The organism is Streptomyces sp. NPDC058001 (assembly GCF_042886315.1).
Classification (GTDB): Bacteria; Actinomycetota; Actinomycetes; order Streptomycetales; family Streptomycetaceae; genus Streptomyces.
The window spans coordinates 491895-513218 of the sequence record NZ_JBHVQT010000006.1 but is presented as its reverse complement, the minus strand read 5'-3'; the positions used below and the strand labels follow the sequence as shown (position 1 = coordinate 513218).

21 protein-coding genes are annotated in these 21324 nt (G+C 72.2%); 12 read left to right on the top strand and 9 right to left on the bottom strand.

Annotated features, from left to right (window positions below):
• Positions 1–264: 264 nt before the first annotated feature.
• Both tuf and ACFVT5_RS17890 read left to right on the top strand, forming a co-directional pair.
• Positions 265–1434 (top strand): elongation factor Tu, encoded by a 1170-nt coding sequence (gene tuf / locus ACFVT5_RS17895; protein ID WP_389887965.1) that lies wholly within the window; start codon positions 265–267, stop codon positions 1432–1434.
• Positions 1435–1530: 96 nt separating this feature from the next.
• The gene (locus ACFVT5_RS17890; protein ID WP_389887963.1) at positions 1531–2376 is read left to right on the top strand and encodes a spermidine synthase; all 846 of its coding nucleotides are present in this window, start codon (positions 1531–1533) and stop codon (positions 2374–2376) included.
• Here ACFVT5_RS17890 and ACFVT5_RS17885 read toward each other — a convergent pair.
• Positions 2338–3681, bottom strand: a complete 1344-nt coding sequence (locus tag ACFVT5_RS17885; RefSeq protein ID WP_389887960.1) for an MFS transporter — start codon at positions 3679–3681, stop codon at positions 2338–2340. The two genes, ACFVT5_RS17890 and ACFVT5_RS17885, sit on opposite strands and share 39 nt — an antisense overlap.
• A 127-nt stretch (positions 3682–3808) precedes the next feature.
• Positions 3809–4846: a hypothetical protein gene (locus tag ACFVT5_RS17880; RefSeq protein ID WP_389887957.1), complete on the bottom strand. Its 1038-nt coding sequence runs from the start codon at positions 4844–4846 to the stop codon at positions 3809–3811.
• A 265-nt stretch (positions 4847–5111) separates the two neighbouring features.
• Between ACFVT5_RS17880 and ACFVT5_RS17875 the strand changes: the two genes are divergently transcribed.
• Both ACFVT5_RS17875 and ACFVT5_RS17870 read left to right on the top strand, forming a co-directional pair.
• On the top strand, positions 5112–5564 hold the full coding sequence (locus tag ACFVT5_RS17875; RefSeq protein WP_389887954.1) for a DUF4442 domain-containing protein: 453 nt from the start codon (positions 5112–5114) through the stop codon (positions 5562–5564).
• A gap of 152 nt (positions 5565–5716) precedes the next feature.
• Positions 5717–6400, top strand: coding sequence for a DedA family protein (locus ACFVT5_RS17870; protein WP_389887951.1), 684 nt, complete (start codon positions 5717–5719; stop codon positions 6398–6400).
• Positions 6401–6428: 28 nt separating this feature from the next.
• Here the strand turns inward: ACFVT5_RS17870 and ACFVT5_RS17865 are convergent, their stop codons facing one another.
• Positions 6429–7010 (bottom strand): gamma carbonic anhydrase family protein, encoded by a 582-nt coding sequence (locus tag ACFVT5_RS17865; protein ID WP_389888209.1) that lies wholly within the window; start codon positions 7008–7010, stop codon positions 6429–6431.
• A 172-nt stretch (positions 7011–7182) separates the two neighbouring features.
• Between ACFVT5_RS17865 and ACFVT5_RS17860 the strand changes: the two genes are divergently transcribed.
• Positions 7183–7932 carry an acyltransferase gene (locus ACFVT5_RS17860; RefSeq protein WP_389887948.1) on the top strand — a complete coding sequence of 250 codons (750 nt, stop codon included), beginning with the start codon at positions 7183–7185 and terminating at the stop codon, positions 7930–7932.
• A gap of 110 nt (positions 7933–8042) precedes the next feature.
• On the opposite strand, the gene ACFVT5_RS17855 is transcribed toward ACFVT5_RS17860, so the two are convergent.
• On the bottom strand, positions 8043–8909 hold the full coding sequence (locus tag ACFVT5_RS17855; protein WP_389887945.1) for an EamA family transporter: 867 nt from the start codon (positions 8907–8909) through the stop codon (positions 8043–8045).
• A 92-nt stretch (positions 8910–9001) separates the two neighbouring features.
• Between ACFVT5_RS17855 and ACFVT5_RS17850 the strand changes: the two genes are divergently transcribed.
• Positions 9002–9574 (top strand): helix-turn-helix domain-containing protein, encoded by a 573-nt coding sequence (locus ACFVT5_RS17850; RefSeq protein ID WP_389887943.1) that lies wholly within the window; start codon positions 9002–9004, stop codon positions 9572–9574.
• A gap of 44 nt (positions 9575–9618) precedes the next feature.
• Complete coding sequence (locus ACFVT5_RS17845) at positions 9619–10173, top strand: YbaK/EbsC family protein (protein WP_389887940.1); 555 nt, start codon at positions 9619–9621, stop codon at positions 10171–10173.
• 64 nt (positions 10174–10237) lie between these two features.
• Here the strand turns inward: ACFVT5_RS17845 and ACFVT5_RS17840 are convergent, their stop codons facing one another.
• On the bottom strand, positions 10238–10645 hold the full coding sequence (locus tag ACFVT5_RS17840) for a CoA-binding protein (protein WP_389887937.1): 408 nt from the start codon (positions 10643–10645) through the stop codon (positions 10238–10240).
• Between the two features lie 187 nt (positions 10646–10832).
• Here ACFVT5_RS17840 and ACFVT5_RS17835 point away from each other — a divergent pair, with 187 nt between their 5' ends.
• The 3 genes from ACFVT5_RS17835 (at position 10833) to ACFVT5_RS17825 (ending at position 15722) form a co-directional block, all read left to right on the top strand.
• Positions 10833–11459 (top strand): YigZ family protein, encoded by a 627-nt coding sequence (locus tag ACFVT5_RS17835; RefSeq protein ID WP_389887934.1) that lies wholly within the window; start codon positions 10833–10835, stop codon positions 11457–11459.
• Positions 11460–11559: 100 nt separating this feature from the next.
• Positions 11560–12723, top strand: a complete 1164-nt coding sequence (locus ACFVT5_RS17830; protein WP_389887931.1) for an exonuclease SbcCD subunit D — start codon at positions 11560–11562, stop codon at positions 12721–12723.
• Positions 12720–15722 (top strand): AAA family ATPase, encoded by a 3003-nt coding sequence (locus ACFVT5_RS17825; RefSeq protein WP_389887929.1) that lies wholly within the window; start codon positions 12720–12722, stop codon positions 15720–15722. The genes ACFVT5_RS17830 and ACFVT5_RS17825 overlap by 4 nt, the downstream gene beginning before the upstream one ends.
• Before the next feature lie 69 nt (positions 15723–15791).
• Here the strand turns inward: ACFVT5_RS17825 and ACFVT5_RS17820 are convergent, their stop codons facing one another.
• A complete protein-coding gene (locus ACFVT5_RS17820) occupies positions 15792–16238 on the bottom strand; it encodes an Lrp/AsnC family transcriptional regulator (protein ID WP_389887927.1) in 447 nt (148 codons plus the stop codon).
• Positions 16239–16358: 120 nt separating this feature from the next.
• Between ACFVT5_RS17820 and ACFVT5_RS17815 the strand changes: the two genes are divergently transcribed.
• Positions 16359–16904: a rhodanese-like domain-containing protein gene (locus ACFVT5_RS17815; protein WP_389887924.1), complete on the top strand. Its 546-nt coding sequence runs from the start codon at positions 16359–16361 to the stop codon at positions 16902–16904.
• Positions 16905–17006: 102 nt separating this feature from the next.
• On the top strand, positions 17007–17852 hold the full coding sequence (locus ACFVT5_RS17810; RefSeq protein ID WP_389887921.1) for an SDR family oxidoreductase: 846 nt from the start codon (positions 17007–17009) through the stop codon (positions 17850–17852).
• Here the strand turns inward: ACFVT5_RS17810 and ACFVT5_RS17805 are convergent.
• The 3 genes from ACFVT5_RS17805 to ACFVT5_RS17795 form a co-directional block, all read right to left on the bottom strand.
• Entirely contained in the window at positions 17821–18819 is a 999-nt protein-coding gene (locus ACFVT5_RS17805) for an ATP-grasp domain-containing protein (protein ID WP_389887918.1), read from the bottom strand. The genes ACFVT5_RS17810 and ACFVT5_RS17805 overlap by 32 nt on opposite strands.
• A 136-nt stretch (positions 18820–18955) precedes the next feature.
• Positions 18956–20647 carry a DUF885 domain-containing protein gene (locus ACFVT5_RS17800; RefSeq protein WP_389887915.1) on the bottom strand — a complete coding sequence of 564 codons (1692 nt, stop codon included), beginning with the start codon at positions 20645–20647 and terminating at the stop codon, positions 18956–18958.
• 121 nt (positions 20648–20768) lie between these two features.
• Positions 20769–21287 (bottom strand): Lrp/AsnC family transcriptional regulator, encoded by a 519-nt coding sequence (locus tag ACFVT5_RS17795; RefSeq protein WP_389887912.1) that lies wholly within the window; start codon positions 21285–21287, stop codon positions 20769–20771.
• Positions 21288–21324: the final 37 nt, after the last annotated feature.

Below are 21324 nucleotides of genomic sequence, written 5' to 3'. Positions count from 1 at the left end.
AAACCATTCGACGCGGGCCGCCGCGTCGGAGATGATCTGTCGCATGTTCCGGTACGCCTTCCTCCTCGCAGCATCCGCAGTCGCGGATGCACCGAAGGCTGCCGTAGAGATCGTCATCGCAGCCGTCGACGGCGCACGAGGCTGACCCTCCCCGGACTGTCCGGCGGACCCCCGAGGGGGAGGGTCGGCAAGGTCCTGGGGTCCCCGGCGCGGAGATGAACTCCGCGTCCGTATCGGTCACTTCCCCCTCTGCGAGGAACAGCCATGCCCAAGACGGCATACGTGCGCACCAAGCCACACCTCAACATCGGAACGATGGGTCACGTCGACCACGGCAAGACCACTTTGACCGCCGCCATCACCAAGGTGCTCGCCGAGCGCGGCACCGGCACCTTCGTGCCGTTCGACCGCATCGACCGCGCCCCGGAGGAGGCCGCGCGCGGCATCACCATCAACATCGCGCACGTCGAGTACGAGACGGACACCCGGCACTACGCGCATGTCGACATGCCCGGTCACGCCGACTACGTAAAGAACATGGTCACCGGAGCGGCGCAGCTCGACGGGGCGATCCTCGTCGTGTCCGCGCTCGACGGGATCATGCCGCAGACCGCGGAGCACGTCCTGCTGGCCCGTCAGGTCGGCGTCGACCACATCGTCGTCGCCCTGAACAAGGCCGACGCGGGCGACGAGGAACTGACCGACCTGGTCGAGCTGGAGGTCAGGGAACTGCTCTCGGCGCACGGCTACGGCGGTGACTCCGCGCCCGTGGTCCGGGTCTCCGGACTCAGGGCGCTGGAGGGCGACCCGAGGTGGACGTCGGCGATCGTGGCGCTGCTCGACGCGGTGGACACGTATGTGCCGATGCCCGAGCGGTACGTCGACGCGCCGTTCCTGCTCCCCGTCGAGAACGTGCTCACGATCACCGGACGCGGCACCGTCGTCACCGGTGCCGTGGAGCGCGGGACCGTACGGGTCGGGGACCGGGTCGAGGTGCTCGGCGCGGACGTGGACACCGTCGTCACCGGTCTGGAGACCTTCGGCAAGCCGATGGACGACGCGCAGGCCGGGGACAACGTGGCGCTGTTGCTGCGCGGAGTGCCCCGCGACGCCGTCCGCCGCGGCCATGTCGTCTCGGCGCCGGGCAGCGTCACGCCCAGCCGCCGCTTCACCGCCCAGGTGTACGTCCTGTCGGCGCGCGAGGGCGGCCGGACGACCCCGCTCACCAGCGGCTACCGGCCGCAGTTCTACATCCGTACCGCGGACGTGGTCGGTGACGTCGACCTCGGCGACACCGCCGTGGCCCGCCCCGGCGACACCGTCACCATGACGGTCGAGCTGGGACGGGACGTGCCCCTGGAGCCCGGTCTGGGTTTCGCGATCCGTGAGGGCGGCCGGACCGTCGGCGCGGGCACGGTGACGTCGGTCGACTGAACCGACCGGAGCCGTACGGAGCGTGCCCGCTTCCCGCACCCCGCGGGGAGCGGGCGCGCGTGCGTGCCGTCAAGCGGGCGGCGGCACAATGGACCCGTGAACGACCCCCTGCCCGTCAGCCAGGCCGTGGACCACGGCACGGCCAAGCTCCTGCCCGACGTCGACCGGGACCGGGCCTGGCTCCTGACGATCGACGGCGCGCCCCAGTCGTACGTGGACCTCGACGAACCCACCCACCTGGAGTTCGAGTACACGCGCCGGCTCGGTCATGTCATCGACACGGCGGCAGGGCCCGCGCTCCCCCTGGACGTACTGCACCTCGGCGGGGGAGCGCTCACCCTGCCGCGCTATGTCGCCGCCACCCGCCCGGGGTCCCGCCAGGACGTCGTGGAGGCCGACCACGGGCTCATCGGGCTCGTCGCCGCGCACCTCCCGCTGCCCGACCGCTCGGGGATCACCGTGCACGCGGCGGACGCCCGCGCGTGGCTGGAAGGCGCGCCGGACGGCTCGACGGACGTACTCGTCGCGGACGTCTTCGGCGGCGCCAGGGTCCCCGCGCACCTCGCGTCACTCGGCTACGCGCGCGAGGCCGACCGTGTGCTGCGCGCCGACGGGCTCTACCTGGCGAACCTCGCGGACGGCGCGCCGTTCACCTTCCTGCGCGCACAGCTCGCCACGTTCGCGGCCGTGTTCGAGGAGGTGGCGCTGATCGCCGAACCGGCCGTCCTGCGGGGCCGCCGTTTCGGCAACGCCGTACTCGTCGCCTCGCACCAGGGCATCGCGGTCCCGGCGCTCACCCGGCTCACGGCCGCCGACGCGTTCCCCGCGCGCGTGGAGCACGGTGCGGCGCTGCGCCGCTTCCTGGGCTCCGCACGGCCTGTACGGGACGAGGACGCCGTCCCCTCACCCGAGCCGCCGGACGGAGCCTTCAGCGTCGGCTGAGGCGTCCCCGGCGACCGGATCCCGGGGACCGGGCTTGTCCCCGGTGGCGGCCGGAACGGCCTGCGCGATCTCCTTGGTGCGCCGTGTCAGATTCCGTACGTCCGGCACGAAGAGCACCGCGGCCGTCACCACGACCACCAGGACCGCGCAGCCCCACAGCGCCGACGACCGGCCGAACACGCTCTCGGCGGGGCCCGCCAGAGCCGTCGCCAGCGGGACCATGCCGACCGAGCCGAACCAGTCGTACGCGGAGACCCGGGAGAACTTCTCCTCCGGGATCTCCTGATGCATGGTCGTGATCCACGAGACGCCGAAGACCTCGATCGCGGCGCCGCTCACGAACATCACGGCCGCGAGCCCCGACACCGGAAGCGGCACCGCGAGCGCGGCGGACGGCAGGGCCAGGGGGAACACGCACAGGGTCCCGACGAACAGCAGCCGACGCGGCTTCCATCGCGTCATCAGGAAGGCCCCGGCGACCGTGCCCAGGCCGAACGCGCCGAGCGCCAGACCCCACGGTCCCGGTCCGCCGAGTTCGTCACGGGCGACCAGCGGCCCGTACACCGCCTCGGCAGCGCCGACCACGGCGACGACCACCGAGAACTGCGCCACGATGCTCCACAGCCAGGGCCGGCCGATGAACTCCTTCCAACCGTCCCGGAGATCGGAGAGCAGACCCTCGCCCGGCTCGCGCGCGCGAATGTGCCGGACGTCCAGGAAGGCGCGCAGGCCGCCCGCGACGGCGAAGGCCGCGGCGTCGACCGCGAGGACCCAGCCGGGGCCCATCGCCGCGACCATGGCGCCGCCGAGCGCGGCGCCGCCGATGCCCGCGCCGTGCATCGCCATCCGGTACATCGCGAACGCCCGGCTGGCCTGCTCGCCGGTCACCGACGCCATCAGCATGCCCTCGGACGCGGGGCTGAAGAACGCCTGTCCGGTGCCGCCGAGCGCGGAGAGCAGCAGCATGTGCCAGAGCTGCGGCTCACCGGCGATGACGAGCACCGCGAAGGCGCCCTGCGACACGCAGTTGAGGGTGTTGGCGGCGACCATCACCCGGTGCCGTGGCAGCCGGTCGGCGACCGCGCCGCCGACCAGCAGGAACAGCACGAGCGGCACGGTACGGGCCGCGGCCACCAGACCGACGTCGCCGCCGTCGCCGCCCGCGTCGAGCACGGCGAACGCCGCCGCGATCAGGGCGCCGTGGCTGCCCAGGTTGGTGACGATCGCGGCGGCGGTCAGCAGCGTGTAGTTGCGTCCGGCCCAGGCGGGCCTGCGGGGACGGCGGGAGGCGGCGGGAGAGGTCACCGGGGGACTATCGCGGCCCCCGAGGCGAGTTGCCAAATCCTTTTCCGGGCGGTTCTCCCGACCCGACCGGTTTTCCCGCCCGCTACGGTTTCCGCCCCCCTACGGTTCCACGGCCCCGTGGAGACGGTCAGCCCGTGGGAGTCCCGTGCAGGCGGACCGTCTTGAGGATCTTCATGATCGTCTCTTCCGGGATCTCCCCGTCGACGCCCTTGGCGCCGTACAGGTTCCAGGCCACGAAGTCACCCTTCGAGTTCTTGAACCCGAAAGTGATCGCCTTGCCGTCGCTGTCGCACTTGCCCTTCTGCGGCGTGTTCGTCGACTGGGCGCGCGCGATGCTGCCCTGGATGCCGGACGTCGTCGTGAAGGGCTTCGCCTTCTTGTCGAACGTGATGCTCTTCTTGTCGGGCTGCGTGTAGCCGCCGTAGACCCACCACGGCACCTGGTTCACCGCGACCTCGTCGGTGCTCTTGGCACCGTTCGCGCCCTTGGTGCCGACCGCGCCGAGCGCGGTGTCGTTCGTGCGGCCGTCCTTGTCCTCGTCCGACTGGCACCACTTGGACTTGTAGTACGCGGGCGCGGACATCGTGATGATCGGCTTGCCGTCGGCCTTCTTGGAGTCCTCGAAGCCGATCATCGTGTCCGGCGTCTCGATCTCCCAGTCGCCGGGGACGTCGAAGGCGGTACCCCACTTGGGGTTGATGACGACCTTCCAGCCGTCGATCGTCGCCTTCTCGTCGTCCGTACCGCGCGGGTTGTCGTCGGCGGTGCCGCCGGAACCGGCTCCGGCCGTGCCGGGCTCCTTGGTCGCGGAGGCCGACGGCTTCTCCTTGACCTTCTTGCCGTCGTCCTTGGCGCTGTCGTCCTTCTCGCCGCCCAGGACCAGGAATCCGGTGACACCGGCCGCGACGACGACGGCACTCGCGGCCACGATCGCCACGAGCTTCGTCTTCTTCTTGTCGCCCGACGGCGGCTGAGGCGCGCCCATCGGCGTCGTCGGGGCTCCCCAGCCCGGCTGCTGCCCAGGCTGCTGCGGGTACGGATTCGGCTGCTGATACCCCGGCTGCTGATAGGGGTTCGGCTGCTGGTAACCCGGCTGCTGATACGGATTCGGGTTCTGGTCCTGCGGGTTCTGCTCGCCCCCGGGCGGCTGCTGTCCTGGCCACATGGGCAGTAACCATAGTGGCGCCCCGGAAACAGTTCGGTCACCGGCCCTTGTCAGGTACGTACCGATGTCAGGTACATATCGGAATCCCAGGAACCTGTGTACTCAACCTGTGTACTCAACCTGTGTACTCAGCCTGTGCGTTCGGCCTGTGTGCTCAAGGAATGCCGTGGGCGAACGCGGTCGCCGTGCCCTCGGTCGCGCACGTGCCCCGCGCCCCGGTGCGCGGCTCTGGCCAAGATTCGCTACTCATGGGTAACATTCTGGTATGAGTGCTGATCAGATGTCGATAGGCGAGATGCTCGCCGCCACTGTGCCGATGGCCCGCACGCTGCAGCTGGAGTTCCAGGAGACCACGCCTGAGCGGGCCGTGGTCTCGCTGCCCGACCGTAGCGACTACCACAACCACGTTGGAGGGCCGCACGCCGGAGCGATGTTCACGCTCGGCGAGTCCGCGAGCGGGGCGATCGTGCTGGCCGCCTTCGGTGAGCAGTTGTCGCGGGCCGTTCCGCTCGCCGTCAGCGCCGAGATCGCGTACAAGAAGCTCGCCATGGGACCCGTGACCGCGACGGCGACCCTCGGGCGGCCCGCCGCCGAGGTCGTCGCCGAACTGGACGCCGGGCAGCGACCCGAGTTCCCGGTGAGCATCGCCATCCGGCGCGGTGACGGCGCCGTCACCAGCGAGATGACCGTCGTCTGGACCCTCCGGCCGAACGCCTGACAGCGCCCAAGAGGCCGCCGGACCCCGCGTCCGGCGGCGCCGTCGCGGGTCCGGGACGCCGGGTGTACCGGACCCGGTAGGCTGCCCGCGGCGCGCCGAGGTGGATCACCGGCCCGTCACCACCTCACAGAACCTCACCGGAGGAGCGGGCGTTGCACGTCCAGGACTGGCTTGAGACCGTGCCGGCGGTCAGCGTCTACGCCCTGGTGGGCGTGATCATCGGTCTGGAGAGCCTGGGCATTCCGCTGCCGGGCGAGATCGTCCTCGTCTCGGCCGCGCTCCTGTCGTCGCAGCACGCGGGCATCGACCCGTTCGTCCTCGGCGCCTGCGCCAGCGCGGGCGCCGTCATCGGTGACTCGATCGGGTACGCCATCGGGCGCAAGGGCGGCCGACCGCTGCTCGCCCGGCTGGGCCGCAAGTTCCCCAAGCACTTCAGCGAGGGCCATATCCGCAGCGCGGAACGGTCCTTCGAGAAGTGGGGCATGTGGGCCGTGTTCTTCGGCCGTTTCGTCGCCCTGCTGCGGATCTTCGCTGGCCCCCTCGCGGGCGTGCTGCGCATGCCCTACTGGAAGTTCCTCGTCGCCAACGTCCTCGGCGGCATCGTGTGGGCGGGCGGCACCACGGCCGTCATCTACTACGTCGGAATCGTCGCCGAGTCCTGGCTCAAGCGGTTCTCCTGGCTCGGCCTGGTCGTGGCGGTGCTGTTCGGCATCGGCTCGATGCTCCTGCTCAAGCGACGCGCCAAGGCGGCAGAGGCCGAGGGCGGGGCGGCGGGTGCGGGTGGCGCCGAGGTCGCGGGGGTCGCGCCGAAGGCCGCTGTGCAGGCCGCCGACTGAGACCCCCCGAGCGAGGGCCGCTTCTCGGCTATGCGTGATCCTCGCGCGCGGGGGCGTCCTGACCACCCTCCTCGCGCGCGTGCTCTTCGTGGACCTCCCGGTGCGCCCGCGCGAGGTCCACGTACAGGGTTCCGTTCAGCGTGACGCCCTCGCGCTCCTCCTCCGTGAGCGGGCGCCTCACCTTGGCGGGCACTCCCGCGACCAGCGATCCCGGCGGTACGAGCATGCCCTGCGGCACCAGAGCCTGGGCGGCGACCAGCGAACCTGCGCCGATCACCGCGCCGTTGAGGACGGTGGCGCCCATGCCGACGAGTACGTCGTCCTCCACGGTGCAGCCGTGGAGGACGACGTTGTGGCCGACCGTGACCCGCTCGCCGATCGTGATGGGGAACCCCGGGTCGACATGGAGCGTGCAGTTGTCCTGGATGTTGCTGTCCGCCCCGAGAACGATCGGTCCGCAGTCCGCGCGGAGCACCGCTCCGTACCAGACGCTCGCGCCCGAGTGCACGGTCACCTCGCCGATGACGACGGCCGTCGGCGCGACGAACGCGTCCTGGTCCACCTTGGGGCTCTTGCCGCCGATCCCCGTGATCAGCGCCCGCTCGGCCATGGCCGTCTCCTCGTCGTCGCGTCGCACATGCCTTCCGCCACCGCACACGATGCCGTCGTGCGGGCGCCCACCGGCACCGTAGGCGACGGGGGGCGCGGGCCGCGCACCGGGTAGGGCGAAGATCACAGCGGTCCGCACTCCGCCCCGACGTGCCCCTGAGTACCGTGAGCGGGTGCCCACAAGCAGGAACACGTTCTCATTCGCCACCCGCTGGCCGCGCCGTCTCGTCCAGCACGCCGTCCGGACGGGCTGGGCGTGGGCACAGCGGGCGGGCGCCGTCACGGCGGCCCACCCCGGGCGACTGAGATTCGGCGCGATCGGTACGGGCACCCGCCTCGCCTTCCCGCAGGGCACCGTCTTCGGCGAGCCCTGGATCCATCTCGGCGCGCACTGCATCGTCGGCGAACAGGTCACGCTCACCGCCGGGTTGATGCCCGACCTCGACCTCGGCCCCGAGCCGATCCTGCGCATCGGCGACGGTGTGGTGCTCGGCCGGGGCAGCCATGTCATCGCCGACACGACGGTGACGATCGGCGCCGACTGCTACTTCGGGCCGTACGTCTACGTCACGTCGACGAACCACTCGTACGACGATCCGCACCAACCCATCGGCAAACAGTGGCCGCGTATGGAGCCCGTGGTCATCGGTCCCGGCTGCTGGATCGGCACCGGAGCGGTGATCCTGCCCGGTGCGCGTATCGGCCGGAACGTGGTCGTCGCGGCCGGCGCGGTGGTACGGGGTGTCGTACCCGATCACGCCGTGGTGGCTGGTGCCCCCGCGCGCGTGGTGCGGCGCTGGGACGCTGAGACCGGCTGGCAGCCACCGCTGCGGACTCCCGCACCGGTGCCGATCCCGGAGGGGATCACGCCGGAGCAGTTGCTGGCGCTGGCCGATCTGGAGGCGGACGCGTCGGAGGCGTAGGAACGGGTGCGGAGGCGCAGGAGCGGATGCGGAGGCCGTAGGGGCGGGTGCGGCGGCCGTGTGCGGGCCTGGTCCGCGAGTGCCGTAGCCCTGTCGGGAGTCCCGTGGTCCTATCCCGACGCGAGCAGCACCGTCCCGATCAGGGCGAGGCCCGCACCGGCCGCCTGCACGCCCCTCAGTCGCTCGCCGAGCACCCCGCGCGCGGCGAACGCCGTGACGACCGGATACAGCGAGGCCAGGACCGCCGCGACGGTGACCGGGCCCTGCTGGGCGGCGACGGAGTACGTGCCGTTGGCGGCGACGTCCGCCAGGCCGACAAAGGCGAGCGCGGGCAGTGCGGACGCCACCACGCGTATACCGTCCTCCTCGGGGAGGGCCGGCGTGCCACCCCGTACCGACAGATACAGCGCCGTACCGCCCGCGACGACATTGGTCACGCGCTGCACGAACAGGGCCAGGAACAGCCCGGTGAGCGTGGTCGACGCCTCGGAGATCAGTGCCATCACCGCGCCGAAACCGAACGCCGCGAGCAGCGTGAGCAGCACGGCACGACGCTGCACCGGCGCCCCGCGCCACTGCGGCCCGGCCGCGAGCACCACGCCCGTGACGGCGACCAGGACGCCCGCGATCTGGAGCAGCCCCGGACGCTCGCCGAGCATCAGGCCGACGCCGACCGGGACGGCGACCCCTATCGAACCCAGCGGCGACACGACGCCCATCGGGCCCAGGGCGAGAGCCTGGTAGAAGGAGAGCACGGCGACCGGCCCGACCAGACCGGCGGCGACCGCGAACCACAGCCGGGCGTCCGCCTCGCTCCAGCCGCGCGTCGCGGCCACGATCACGCCGAGCACCACGACCGCGACGGCCTGCGAGACCACGACCACCGTGAGCGCCGGAATCCGTCGTGCCAGCAGCCCGCCGCCGAAGTCGGCCAGACCGAACAACAGGCTGGTGGCCAGGGCGAAGAGTGCTGTCACGGATGACCTCGCAGTACAGTGCGGTGAACCCTCGGTGCACCACACCGTAGTTCGGTGTATTGAACTCTGTCATCCAAAATAATGGACGGAATGTGTCGGACCTCGACCAGCTCACCCAGTCCCTCGCGCGCAATCTGAAGCGCTGGCGCGGCGAACGCGGCTTCACCCTGGACGCCCTCGCGGCCCGCTCGGGAGTCAGCCGCGGCATGATCATCCAGATCGAGCAGGCCCGCACGAACCCGAGTGTCGGGACGACCGTGAAGCTGGCCGACGCGCTCGGCGTCTCCATCGCCACCCTCCTCGACCACGAGCAGGGCCCCCAGGTCCGTCTGGTGCCCGAGGAGCAGGCCGTACGGATGTGGTCCACCGACGCGGGAAGCCACACCATGCTGCTCGTCGGCACCGAGAAGCGGGGCCCCCTCGAACTGTGGAGCTGGCGCCTGATGCCCGGCGAAGGCAGCGCGTCGGATCCGCATCCCACGGGCACGGTCGAGTTGCTGCACGTCACCGCGGGTGTGCTCACGCTGGTCGTGGACGGGGAGCCGCATCCCGTACCGGCCGGCACATCGGGCGTCTTCGAGGGGAATGTGCCGCACGCCTACCGCAACGACGGCACGGAGGTCGTGGAGCTGATCATGGCGGTGTCCATCCCGCCCGTCGAGTGAGACACCCGGCTCACCGCGCGCGGGGCGGCTGTTAGCGTGCCGTCATGCGCGCACCCATCGGAAACTTCGACACCGCCCGGCCCGCCCCCGACTGCCTCGACGTCCTTGTCGCCCCCGTCGCCGACGCGGTGCGCGCGTGGCACGGCAGTGTGCCCGCCGAGCAGCTGATCCACGTCGACACCGAGCCGGAGTGGGCCGACACCGCGACCTTCGTCGAGCACTACGGGCCCGATCTGCTGGCGACCTCCGCGAACTGTGTCGTCGTCGCGGGCAAGCGGGCCGGCGAGACCACGCTGGCCGCCTGTGTCGTCCTGTCGGCCACGCGCGTGGACGTCAACGGGACGGTGCGGCGCCAACTCGGCGCCCGTAAGGCGTCGTTCGCCCCCATGGACACCGCCACCGGCGCGACCGGCATGGAGTACGGCGGGATCACCCCGATCGGGCTGCCCGCCGACTGGCCGCTCCTGGTCGACTCGGCGGTCATCGACCTCCCGTACGTCCTCATCGGCAGCGGCAGGCGCCGGGGCAAGCTCATCCTGCCCGGCAAGGCGCTGGCGGAGCTGCCGGGCGCGGTGGTCGTCGAGGGGCTGGGGTCGTAGCGGGGCTGGGCCGGGGCCTGACGCGGGGCCGTACGCCGTCCCCTCCGAACGGTCACCGGGGCGGTCAGTCGAGCAGCGGTATCTCGATCGCGGGGCAGCGGTCCATGACCATGTCCAGGCCCGCATCGCGCGTACGCGCATACGCGTCCTCGTCCACCACACCCAGCTGGAACCACACCGCCTTCGCGCCCTTGTCCACGGCCTCGTCGGCCACGCCGCCCGCCAGATCCGCGTTCACGAACACGTCGACCACGTCCACGTCGAAGGGGATGTCCGCCAGCGACGCGTACCCCTTCTCGCCGTGCACCGTCTCCGCCTTCGGATGCACCGGTACGACGCGCTTTCCGAAGCGCTGGAGCACGGCGGCCACGCCGTAGGCCGCGCGGGACTCATTGTTCGACAGGCCGACCACGGCCCAGGTGTCACCGGTCTCGGTGAGGATCTTGCGGACGGTCGCCCGGTCGCCGTGCATGGCCTGCCTCCTGGATTCGCTGCCTTCTTCGTCGGGAGAAACGAGCGGACGCGTCCGGAGATTCCCGCCACACCGTCCGACGCGGTCCGCCCGGTCCGCCCGCTCCCCACGCAGGACCGGCGAGGACCCGCGAGGACCTGCGGAGGCCCGGCGCGGGGCACGCGCGCGTACCGCCTACGCTGGCCTGATGCAGGACGCGTACCGCACGGTGGCCCACGAGGGCGTGCACGAGACCGAGATCAACCGCTCACGGTTCCTGTGCGCACTCGCGCCCGCCGCCACCGAGCGGGAGGCCCAGGACGTCATCGCGCGCGTCCGCAAGGAGCACGCGGACGCGACGCACAACTGCTTCGCCTATGTCATCGGCGCCGACGCCTCCGTGCAGAAGGCGAGCGACGACGGCGAACCGGGCGGCACCGCCGGCGTACCGATGCTCCAGATGCTCATGCGCCGCGACATGCGCTACGTGGTCGCCGTCGTCACGCGCTACTACGGCGGCGTCAAACTCGGCGCGGGCGGACTCATCCGCGCCTACGGGGGAGCGGTCGGCGAGGCATTGGACGCCGTCGGCACCATCACACGTAAACGATTCCGTCTCGCCACCGTGACCGTCGACCACCAGCGCGCGGGCAAGGTCCAGAACGACCTGCGCGCCACCGGACGCCAGATCCGCGACGTGCGCTACGGCGAGGCGGTCACGCTGGAGATCGGTCTGCCGGACGCCGACGTCGAGTCCTTCCGCGCCTGGCTCGCCGATGTCACCGCGGGCACGGCCGAGTTCGAGTTGGGCGGGGAGGCGTACGGGACGGGATGAGGTCGCTGACGCACGGCGATCCCCCACCAGGCGCCGGGGTTTGGCGCCTGGGGCCCGGGACCGCCCGTGATGTCAGACCCGCCCGTTAGTCTCGGGGATCATGAGGCTCCTGCACACTTCCGACTGGCATCTCGGCCGGGCGTTCCACCGGGTTGACCTGCTCGGTGCCCAGTCCGAGTTCATCGGCCACCTCGTCGCGACCGTCCGCGAGCGCGAGGTGGACGCCGTGGTGGTGTCGGGAGACGTGTACGACCGGGCGGTCCCGTCGCTGTCCGCCGTCGAGCTGTTCGACGGCGCGCTGCACCGCCTCGCCGACCTGGGTGTGCCCACGGTGATGATCTCCGGGAACCACGACTCCGCGCGCCGGCTCGGCGTCGGTGCCGGACTCATCGGCCGCGCCGGTATCCATCTGCGGACCGAACCGTCCGCGTGCGCCACCCCGGTCGTCCTGTCCGACACCCATGGCGACGTCGCGTTCTACGGCCTGCCGTATCTCGAACCCGCCCTGGTCAAGGACGAGTTCCGGGTCCCCCGAGCGAGCCATGAGGCCGTCGTCGGCGCCGCCATGGACCGGGTGCGCGCCGATCTCGCCGCCCGCCCCGACGCCACCCGCTCCGTCGTCCTCGCGCACGCGTTCGTGACCGGTGGAGAGACCAGCGACAGCGAGCGCGACATCACTGTGGGCGGTGTCGCGGCCGTCCCCGCGGGTGTCTTCGACGGCGTGGACTATGTGGCCCTGGGACACCTGCACGGCAGCCAGACCCTCACCCCGCGCGTGCGCTACTCGGGCTCGCCCCTCGCGTACTCCTTCTCGGAGGCCGACCACCGCAAGAGCATGTGGCTCGTCGACCTCGGTCCTGACGGTGAGGTCGACGCCGAGCGCGTCGACACTCCCGTGCCCCGCGCCCTCGCGCGCGTACGGGGCCGGCTCGCCGACCTGATCGCCGACCCGCGTCTGACCCGGTACGAGGACGCGTGGGTCGAGGCGACCCTCACCGACCCCGTCCGCCCGGCCGACCCGATGGCCCGCCTCACCGAGCGGTTCCCGCACACCCTCTCCCTCGTCTTCGCACCGGAACGGCCCCCCGAGGATCCGGACCTCAGCTATGCGCGCCGGCTCGCGGGGCGCGGTGACCAGCAGATCGCGGAGGACTTCGTGGCCCATGTGCGCGGCGCCGGCCCCGACGACGACGAGCGCACCGTGCTGCGCAGCGCCTTCGACGCCGTACGGACCGACGACACCGTCCGCGAGGTGGCCCGATGAGGCTGCACCGGCTGCGGCTGCGCGCGTTCGGACCGTTCGGCGGCCGTCAGGAGGTCGACTTCGACGCGCTGTCAGCCGCGGGGCTGTTCCTGCTCCACGGACCCACGGGCGCGGGCAAGACCTCCATCCTGGACGCCGTGTGCTACGCGCTGTACGGATCGGTGCCCGGCGCCCGCCAGAGCGGCCAGGGCGCCAACCTCCGCAGCGACCACGCGGACCCGGGCACCCGCACCGAGGTCACCCTCGACTTCACGGTCGCGGGACGCCGGCTCGAACTGACCCGGCAGCCCCCGTGGGACCGCCCGAAGAAACGCGGCACCGGCACCACCACCGACAAGGCACAGAGCCATCTGCGCGAGTACGCCACGGTGCCCGGCGCCTGGAAGGACCTCAGCCGGTCGCACCAGGAGATCGGCGAGGAGATCACCCAACTCCTCGGCATGAGCAAGGACCAGTTCTGCCAGGTCGTCCTGCTGCCCCAGGGCGACTTCGCGCGCTTCCTGCGCGCCGACGCCGAAGCCCGCGGCAAACTCCTCGGCCGCCTCTTCGACACCCGGCGCTTCGCCGCCGTCGAACAGCACCTCGCCGACCAGCGCCGCCGCGGCGAGGCAACCGTCCGCGAGGGCGACGGCGACCTCCTCGCCGACGCCCACCGCATGCAACAGGCCGCCGGGGACGCGGTCGAGATCCCCCTGCCCGACGCGGCACCCGGCGACCCCGGCCTCGCCGACGCCGTACTGGCCTGGGCCGCCGTCGCCCGCGCGGGCGCACGCGAACGGCTCACCATCGCCCACAGCGCCCTGCGCACCGCCGAATCCGCCCAGGCGGCGGCCCACACCGAACTGGCCGACGTACGCGAACTGCACCGGCTGCAAAGCCGGTTCGCGCAGGCACGCGAGCGCGCCGCCCGACTCCACGAACGCGCCGACGACCACCGGGCCGACGAGCGGCGCATGGAGCGGGCCCGCAAGGCGGAGACCGTTGCACCGGCGCTCGCCCTGCGCGACAGCGCCGAAGTACAGCACCGCCGCGCCGCCGCCGACGAGGCACGCACGCGTGCCGCCCTGCCCGACCGCTTCGCGGACGCGGGCGCCACCGGACTCGCCGCCGCCGCCCGCAAGGTCGCCGAGGAACTGGGCGGCCTCGCCTCGGCCCGCCGCGCCGAACACCGCATCGCCGAACTCACCAGCGAGCGCGCGGCCTCCGAGCGCGAGGAGCGCGCCGACGACGACCTGACCCAGGACACCACCACCTGGCTGGACACCTGGGAATCCACCCGGGCCGCCCTGCGGCAGACCGTCGAGTCCGCACAGGAGGCCGCGACCCGCGCCGAACACCTCGCCGGCCAACTCGACCCGGCGCAGGCCCGGCTCGACGCGGCGCTGCGGCGCGACCGGCTCACCCAGGATGTCGCCCGCGCGCAGGAGGACCGCCAAAGCGCCCGTGAGCGTGCCGCGAAGGCCCACGAACACTGGCTCGCCCTCAAGGAACAGCGCCTCCAAGGCATCGCCGCCGAACTCGCCGCCGCCCTCACCGACGGCGCCCCCTGCGCCGTCTGCGGCTCCACCGAACACCCCCGGCCCGCCCGCAAGACCCCCGGACACGTGGACCGGACGGCCGAGGAGGCCGCACTCGCCGCACACCGCCGCGCCGACGAACAGCGCACCGAAGCGGAACAGCGGCTCGGCGTCGTACGCGAAGCACTGGCCGCCGCCACCGCCGCGGCCACCGACGAACCCACGGCCCGACTCGCCGACGCCGTCCAGGAGTTGCGACGCGAACACGCCGAGGCGCGCACCCACGCGTCCGGCCTCCACGCGGCCCGTGAAGCCCTCGACCAGGCCGAGCGGGAACACGACCGCCGGGTCGGCGCCCAGCAGGAGGCCGCGCACCGCGCGACGGCCCGCGCCTCGCTGCGGGAAGCACTCCAGCGCGAACAGACCGCCCTCGAAGCGGAACTCACCCACGCGCGTGGCTCCGCGACCAGCGTCGCCGCCCGCGCGCGGGAGTTGGAGCGCCGCACCGAACTCCTCACCGCGGCGGCCGACGCCGCGCGCGCCGCCGAGGACACCGCACAACTCCTCAAAGACGCCGACGCGCGCCTCGCCGACGCCGCGTTCCGCGCCCGTTTCGACACCCCGGAGGCAGCCGCCGCGGCACTGCTCGACGATGCCGGGCACCGCGCGCTCCAGCACCGCATCGACGCCTGGCAGCACGAGGAATCCACCGTCCGTGCCGCACTCGCCGAGAGCGAAACGGCCGACGCCGCCGCGCGCCCGCCCGCCGATGTGCGGGCCGCCGAGTACGCCGCCGACGCGGCCGACCGGCACCTGCGCGCCGCCGCGTCCGCGCGCGATGCCGCCGCCCGCCGCTGCACGGAACTCGACCGCCTCTCCGGCCGCGCCGCCACCGGAGCCCGCCGCCTGGCACCACTGCGCACGGCACACGACCGTGTCGCCGGGCTCGCCGCGCTGGCGGCGGGCACCTCCGCGCACAACGAGCGCAAGATGCGCCTGGAGTCGTACGTCCTCGCGGCCCGTCTGGAGCAGGTCGCCGCAGCCGCCACGGCACGGCTGTCCCGGATGTCGCAGGGCCGCTACACGCTGGTGCACTCCGACGACCGTGCGGGGCGCGGGCGTTCGGGCCTGGGGCTGCATGTCGTGGACGCCTGGACGGGACGCGAGCGCGACACGGCGACGCTGTCCGGCGGTGAGACCTTCTTCGCGTCACTCGCCCTCGCCCTGGGCCTCGCCGACGTGGTGACCGACGAGGCCGGGGGAGTCCGCCTCGACACCCTCTTCATCGACGAGGGATTCGGCAGCCTTGACGACCAGACGCTGGACGAGGTCCTGGACGTATTGGACTCGCTGCGCGAACGGGACCGGAGCGTCGGCATCGTCAGCCACGTGCCGGATCTGCGGCGCCGTATCCACGCCCAGTTGGAAGTGGTGAAGGGGCGGGACGGGTCGGCGGTCCGGCAGCGTGGTGTGGGTGGCTGAGCCGGCCGTCACGGGACGGTGGCGCCGGGTGGCCAGTCCCGTCCGGCGAGCCGGTGGCGCCCGGTGGGGTCAGCGTCCGACCGGGCGGCGCGGCAGCGGAGACGAGTACACGACGTTCGTTGTCACCGAGCCCAAGGTGCCGATCCGGCCCGACACCTCCTCCAGATGGCGCATCGAACGCGCCGCGACCTTGATCACGAAGCAGTCGTCGCCGGTGACATGGTGCGCCTCCAGGATCTCCGGTGTCGCGTCGACCAGATCGTGGAAGGGCTTGTAGTTGCCGGTCGGATAGCGGAGACGGACGAACGCCAGGATCGGCAGACCGAGACGTTCCGGGTCGACCATCGCCGCGTACCCCTGGATGACGCCCGCCTCCTCCAGTCGCCGCACCCGCTCGGTGACGGCGCTCGGCGACATGGAGACGGCCCGCGCCAGGTCCGCGTAGCTGGCCCTGCCCTCGTGTTGCAGGACCTCAAGGATGCGCCAGTCCGTGGCGTCCGGGGAATAACCGGTCATGCCCCACAGATACCAGGGAAATCGTCGGCCGATCACCAAGGAGGCCGTGGAGCACCCCTTCAGGGGAGCGATCGAGGTCCGTAGATTTCTGCTCACCGACGAGACCAGGGAGCTACGACCATGCCCTCGACCAGCAGCGCGACCGGTGCCGACCGAGTCGACCGAGTCAGTGCGACCGCCGCAGACCCTGTTGGTGCGACCGCCACCAACCCCGTCCTCCGGGTCCCGCCGGCCCCTCCGGCGCAGGCCGTCGCGTACTTCGGCGCGAGCCTCGCCTTCCACGCCGATGTGTCCGACGTCGCCGCGGCGCTCGCGGACGGCGGTGACCCGGGCTTCGTCGTGCTCGACAGCCGCTCCACCGAGTCCTGGGACCAGGGCCATGTGCCCGGCGCGATCCATTTGCCGACCGCGCTCATCCCGGAGCAGGCCGAGCGGCTGCTCGACCCGTCCGTGCCCGTGGTCACGTACTGCTGGGGCCCCGGCTGCAACGGCGCGACGCGCGCGGCGTTCGCCCTCGCCCAACTCGGCTTCCAGGTCAAGGAGATGCTCGGCGGGTTCGAGTACTGGGTGCGGGAGGGCTTCGCCCATGAGACCTGGGAGGGGCGCCGGGAACGGGCCGCCGATCCGCTGACGGCGCCGGTCGGCGCGGCGGACTGCGGCTGCTGATCGCCCTCAGCCTTGACCTTCCGGCCGGACCTTCCGCACGGACACTCCGGCCGCCCGCAATTCACGTGCGCCCGGCCCCCGTACCGCCGATGATGAGCTGTCATGCCGCGACTCACCTCACCCACCCCCGCGGAACTCCGCCGCGACCCCATGCCCCTGCGTGGCCGTACCGCGCTCGTCACCGGCGCCAGTCGACGGGGCGGAATCGGCTACGCGGTGGCCCGCCGCCTCGCCGCGTACGGCGCCGGTGTGTACGTACACCACCACGTGCCCCACGACGCCGAGATGCCCTGGGGCGCCGACCCTACCGAAGAGGTCGTCGCGGGCGTCCGCGAGGCGCGCGCCGACCCGGACGCGCCGGTCTTCGACGGGCCCGGTGATCTGTCGGACCCCGCCGCACCGGCCCGGCTGGTCGAGGCCGCCGTCTCCGCGTTCGGGCGGCCCGTCGACATCCTCGTCGCCAATCACGCCCTGAGCGGCCACGACGGCACCCTCGACTCGATCGACGCGGCCATGCTCGACGCCCACTGGGCCGTCGACACGCGGTCGGTGATCCTGCTCGTACAGGCGTACGCGAGGCAGCGGGCCGGTCTTCCGGCGCCTACGCAGGGTGGGCGTGTGGTGATGATGACCTCCGGGCAGGACATCGCGGGCGGCATGCCCGGAGAGATCGCGTACGGGCTCCAGAAGGGCGCGCTCGCCTCGATCACCCGTTCGCTGGCGACGACCCTCGCCGAACGGGCCGTGACCGTGAACACCGTCAACCCCGGTCCGGTGGACACCGATTACATGACGGGCGAGGACTACGACACCATCGCCGCCCGTTTCCCGGCGGGCCGCTGGGGCATGCCCGACGACCCGGCCCGGCTGATCGTGTGGCTCGCCACGGACGAGGCCGAGTGGGTCACGGGGCAGGTCATCGACTCGGAGGGCGGGTTCCGACGCTGACCTGCGCCGAGGCGAGTGCGGCGATCAACTCGTCCGTCGGAAGCGCGGTGCCCTGCCTCGGCAGTCCGCTGACCTGCCCGTCGCCGACCTCGACCACCCGCCACGTGCCGTGATCGCCGGCACCGCTGTCGGCACCACTGCCACCACTGGCACCGCTGTCGTCACCGCCGGGTCCGTCGTCGCGGAGTGCGAGGTCCGTCGTCACGAAGCGGCAGCCCAGGGCGCGTACGGCCGCCCGTATCGGAGACAGGTCCGGGGTCGGCAGCCCGTTCATGGGGTCTTGGTCGGTCCCGGGTCGCGGTGCGTCCGGATGCGGCGTCACGAGCGCCGCCTCACCGTCCACCCACCACACCCGCACCTCGCCGCGCCCGACGAAGGGTTCGAAGTCCCGTACGACCAGGCCCCCGGCCAGGGTGTCCTCCTGCAACGCGAAGAACCGGTCCACCACCGAGGCGAGCCGTGCCGTGTCCGCCCGGTCCGGGACATAACACGCCTCGTCCCACTCGTGTTTGCGGGACTTGACGTAGTCCTTGACGATCGCGGCGCCGGGGCCGAGGGGCGCGACCAGCGCCGCCAGTTCGGCGGGCGAGGGCGCCGCGCCCGGCTCGGCCGCGCGCCACACGCTGCGTGGGGTCAGCGCCTCGAACACCTCGTACCAGCCCGGTAGTTCATGTGCGCGCCCGTACTGCTCGGCCGGGGTGAGCAAGGTGCAGTCGCGGTCGCGCAGGGCCCGTTCCAACTCCTCGTAGCGTCCCACCGGCATCATCCAGCCCCGGTACCAGTACGCGCCCGAGCCCCGTGGCACGCGCGCCACCGCCTCCCGGGCGGCGCCCGCGAGCAGCGCGTCGTGGTCGATCAGCGCGCGCGGCGCGTCCGCCGCGCGGACCGCCGCCACCTCGTCCGCGAAGTGCGCGTCCGGGCGGGAGCCGCGCAACGGATCCGCGCAGAACAGGAATCCGGGGGGCACGCGAAGCACCTTCCTCGACACTCGGAACTCAGAACACTCGGGTATCCGAACCCTCGGGCACTCGGACAGCGGGGTCGGCCGCGCGGCCGACCCCGCCTCCATCGGCGGAACCACAGTGCCGAACCGCACTGCGGAACTACAGCTTCGACAACTCGTCCACCAGGTCGTCCAGACCCAGCGACCCCTGCGACAGCGCCGCCATGTGCCACGCCTTGGCGTCGAACGCGTCCCCGTGCCGCTGCCGCGCCTTCTCGCGGCCCAGCAGCCACGCGCGCTCGCCGAGCTTGTAGCCGATGGCCTGCCCGGGGATGGAGAGATAGCGGGTCAGCTCGCTCTCCACGAAGTCCGCGGGGCGGCTGCTGTGCGCGCCGAAGAACTCCTGCGCCAGCTCCGGCGTCCAGCGCTCACCGGGGTGGAACGGCGAATCCGCCGGAATCTCCAGCTCCAGATGCATGCCGATGTCCACGATGACGCGGGCGGCCCGCATCATCTGCGCGTCCAGATAGCCGAGCCGCTGCTCCGCGTCGGTGAGGAAGCCGAGTTCGTCCATGAGCCGCTCGGCGTACAGCGCCCATCCCTCACAGTTGGCGCTCACCCCGCCGACACTCGCCTGGTAGCGCGACAGGTCGTCCGCGACGTGCGCCCACTGGGCGAGCTGGAGGTGATGGCCCGGGACGCCCTCGTGGTACCAGGTCGACACGAGGTCGTACACCGGGAAACAGGTCTGGCCCATGGTCGGCAGCCAGGTCCGGCCGGGCCGCGAGAAGTCTTCCGACGGAGGCGTGTAGTACGGGGCCGCGGCGCCGCCGGGAGGCGCGATACGGGACTCGACCTGCCGGACCCGCTCGGCGAGTTCGAAGTGGGTGCCGTCCAGTGCCTCGATGGCCTCGTCCATCAGGCCCTGCAGCCAGACGCGTACCTCGTCGACGCCCTCGATGTGCCGCCCGTGCTCGTCCAGGTGCGCGAGCGCCACCCAGGGGGTCGCGGCACCCGGAAGGATCTTCTCCGCCTCGGTCTTCATCTCGGCGAGCAGCCGGTGGTACTCGGCCCAGCCGTACGCGTACGCCTCGTCCAGGTCGAGGTCCGTGCCGTTGAAGTAGCGGGACCAACGCGCGTAGCGCTCGCGGCCCACGGTGTTGGGCGCACCCTCGATCGTGGGCGCGTACACGTCCCGCATCCAGTCGCGCAGCGCGGCGAACGCCCGGGTCGCCGCGTGCGCCGCCGTGTCCAGTTCGGCCCGCAGCGCGTCGGGGCCGGCCGCCGCGAACTGCTCGAACCAGGCGCGGCCCTCGTCGTCCGGCTCCGTCCACTCGGTCAACTGCTCGACGAAGGTGGCCGTCGGCCGCGGGCCCGCGTACAGCTTGCGCTCCAGGCCGAGACCCAGCGACTCGCGGTACCCGTCAAGGGCTGCCGGAACGGCACGCATCCGCTCGGCGATCGCCGCCCAGTCCTCCTGGGTGTCGGCCGGGGTCACGGTGAACACCTCACGTACGGCGTGTGCCGGCGAGTGCATGTTGCCGACGGCGCGCAGCGACTCGTCCGCCTCGTGCACGGCCAGTTCCGCCGTGAGCCGCTCACGCAGCAGCCGACCGCAACGGCGCTCGATGTCCTGGTCCGCACCCGGCTGCCGCTCCGCCTCGTCCAACCGGGCGAGCGTGCGCCGCGCCAGCTCGGCAAGCGCCTCCTGACCTGCCGGGGAGCAGTCGGGCAGTTTGCTGGAACTGTCCTTCACACCGAGGTACGTACCGGTGATCGGGTCGAGGGCGATGAGGTCGTCGACATACGCGTCGGCGACCGCGCGGGGCAGTGGGGGATTCGTGACTGACATGCGGACATCCTCATACGGCGGACGGGCCCGCGTCACGAGGATTCAGCTCTGGGCGTCGCGTCCGGTCCGGGGTGTTGACGGGGGCCGTGCCTGCGTGGGTGGCCTGGCCGGTCCGGGCACTTCAGTCGCTCTGGCCGATCTGGCCGATCTGGCCGATCTGGCCGCTCTGGCCGGGCGGCAGCAAGGGGCCGCACTCCCACTGCTGGAAGATGAGCCGCGTCTCGACCCTGGCCACCTCGCGCCGTGCCGTGAACTCGTCCAGGACGAGCCGCTGGAGATCGGCCGCGTCGGACACCGCGACATGTACGAGGTAGTCGTCGGGGCCGGTGAGATGGAAGACGGTGCGCGCTTCGGGCAGGGCCTTGATCCGTTCGACGAACGGCCCCACCAACTCCCGCCGGTGCGGTCGTACCTGGACCGTGAGCAGCGCCTGGAGCCCCCGCCCGAGCTTCGCCGGATCGACCTGGAGCCGATGGCCGAGAATCACCCCGGTGCGCCGCAGTCGCGTGACCCGGTCGAGGCAGGTCGACGGCGCGGCACCGACCTGGGCCGCGAGATCGCGGTAGGTGGTCCGGGCGTCGTTCTGGAGAACACGCAATATGTGCAGATCCACCGGATCGAGTACGACGGATTCGGGCATCGGGCGAACGTAGCACGGGGTCCGGCGCTGTCCGCCC

Coding starts and splice junctions, on each gene's coding strand:
- tuf (WP_389887965.1), top strand. CDS start 265: ATGCCCAAGACGGCATACGTGCGCACCAAGCCACACCTCAACATCGGA.
- ACFVT5_RS17880 (WP_389887957.1), bottom strand. CDS start 4,846: ATGTGGCCAGGACAGCAGCCGCCCGGGGGCGAGCAGAACCCGCAGGAC.
- ACFVT5_RS17875 (WP_389887954.1), top strand. CDS start 5,112: ATGAGTGCTGATCAGATGTCGATAGGCGAGATGCTCGCCGCCACTGTG.
- ACFVT5_RS17865 (WP_389888209.1), bottom strand. CDS start 7,010: ATGGCCGAGCGGGCGCTGATCACGGGGATCGGCGGCAAGAGCCCCAAG.
- ACFVT5_RS17845 (WP_389887940.1), top strand. CDS start 9,619: ATGCGCGCACCCATCGGAAACTTCGACACCGCCCGGCCCGCCCCCGAC.
- ACFVT5_RS17840 (WP_389887937.1), bottom strand. CDS start 10,645: ATGCACGGCGACCGGGCGACCGTCCGCAAGATCCTCACCGAGACCGGT.
- ACFVT5_RS17835 (WP_389887934.1), top strand. CDS start 10,833: ATGCAGGACGCGTACCGCACGGTGGCCCACGAGGGCGTGCACGAGACC.
- ACFVT5_RS17830 (WP_389887931.1), top strand. CDS start 11,560: ATGAGGCTCCTGCACACTTCCGACTGGCATCTCGGCCGGGCGTTCCAC.
- ACFVT5_RS17825 (WP_389887929.1), top strand. CDS start 12,720: ATGAGGCTGCACCGGCTGCGGCTGCGCGCGTTCGGACCGTTCGGCGGC.
- ACFVT5_RS17820 (WP_389887927.1), bottom strand. CDS start 16,238: ATGACCGGTTATTCCCCGGACGCCACGGACTGGCGCATCCTTGAGGTC.
- ACFVT5_RS17815 (WP_389887924.1), top strand. CDS start 16,359: ATGCCCTCGACCAGCAGCGCGACCGGTGCCGACCGAGTCGACCGAGTC.
- ACFVT5_RS17810 (WP_389887921.1), top strand. CDS start 17,007: ATGCCGCGACTCACCTCACCCACCCCCGCGGAACTCCGCCGCGACCCC.
- ACFVT5_RS17800 (WP_389887915.1), bottom strand. CDS start 20,647: ATGTCAGTCACGAATCCCCCACTGCCCCGCGCGGTCGCCGACGCGTAT.
- ACFVT5_RS17795 (WP_389887912.1), bottom strand. CDS start 21,287: ATGCCCGAATCCGTCGTACTCGATCCGGTGGATCTGCACATATTGCGT.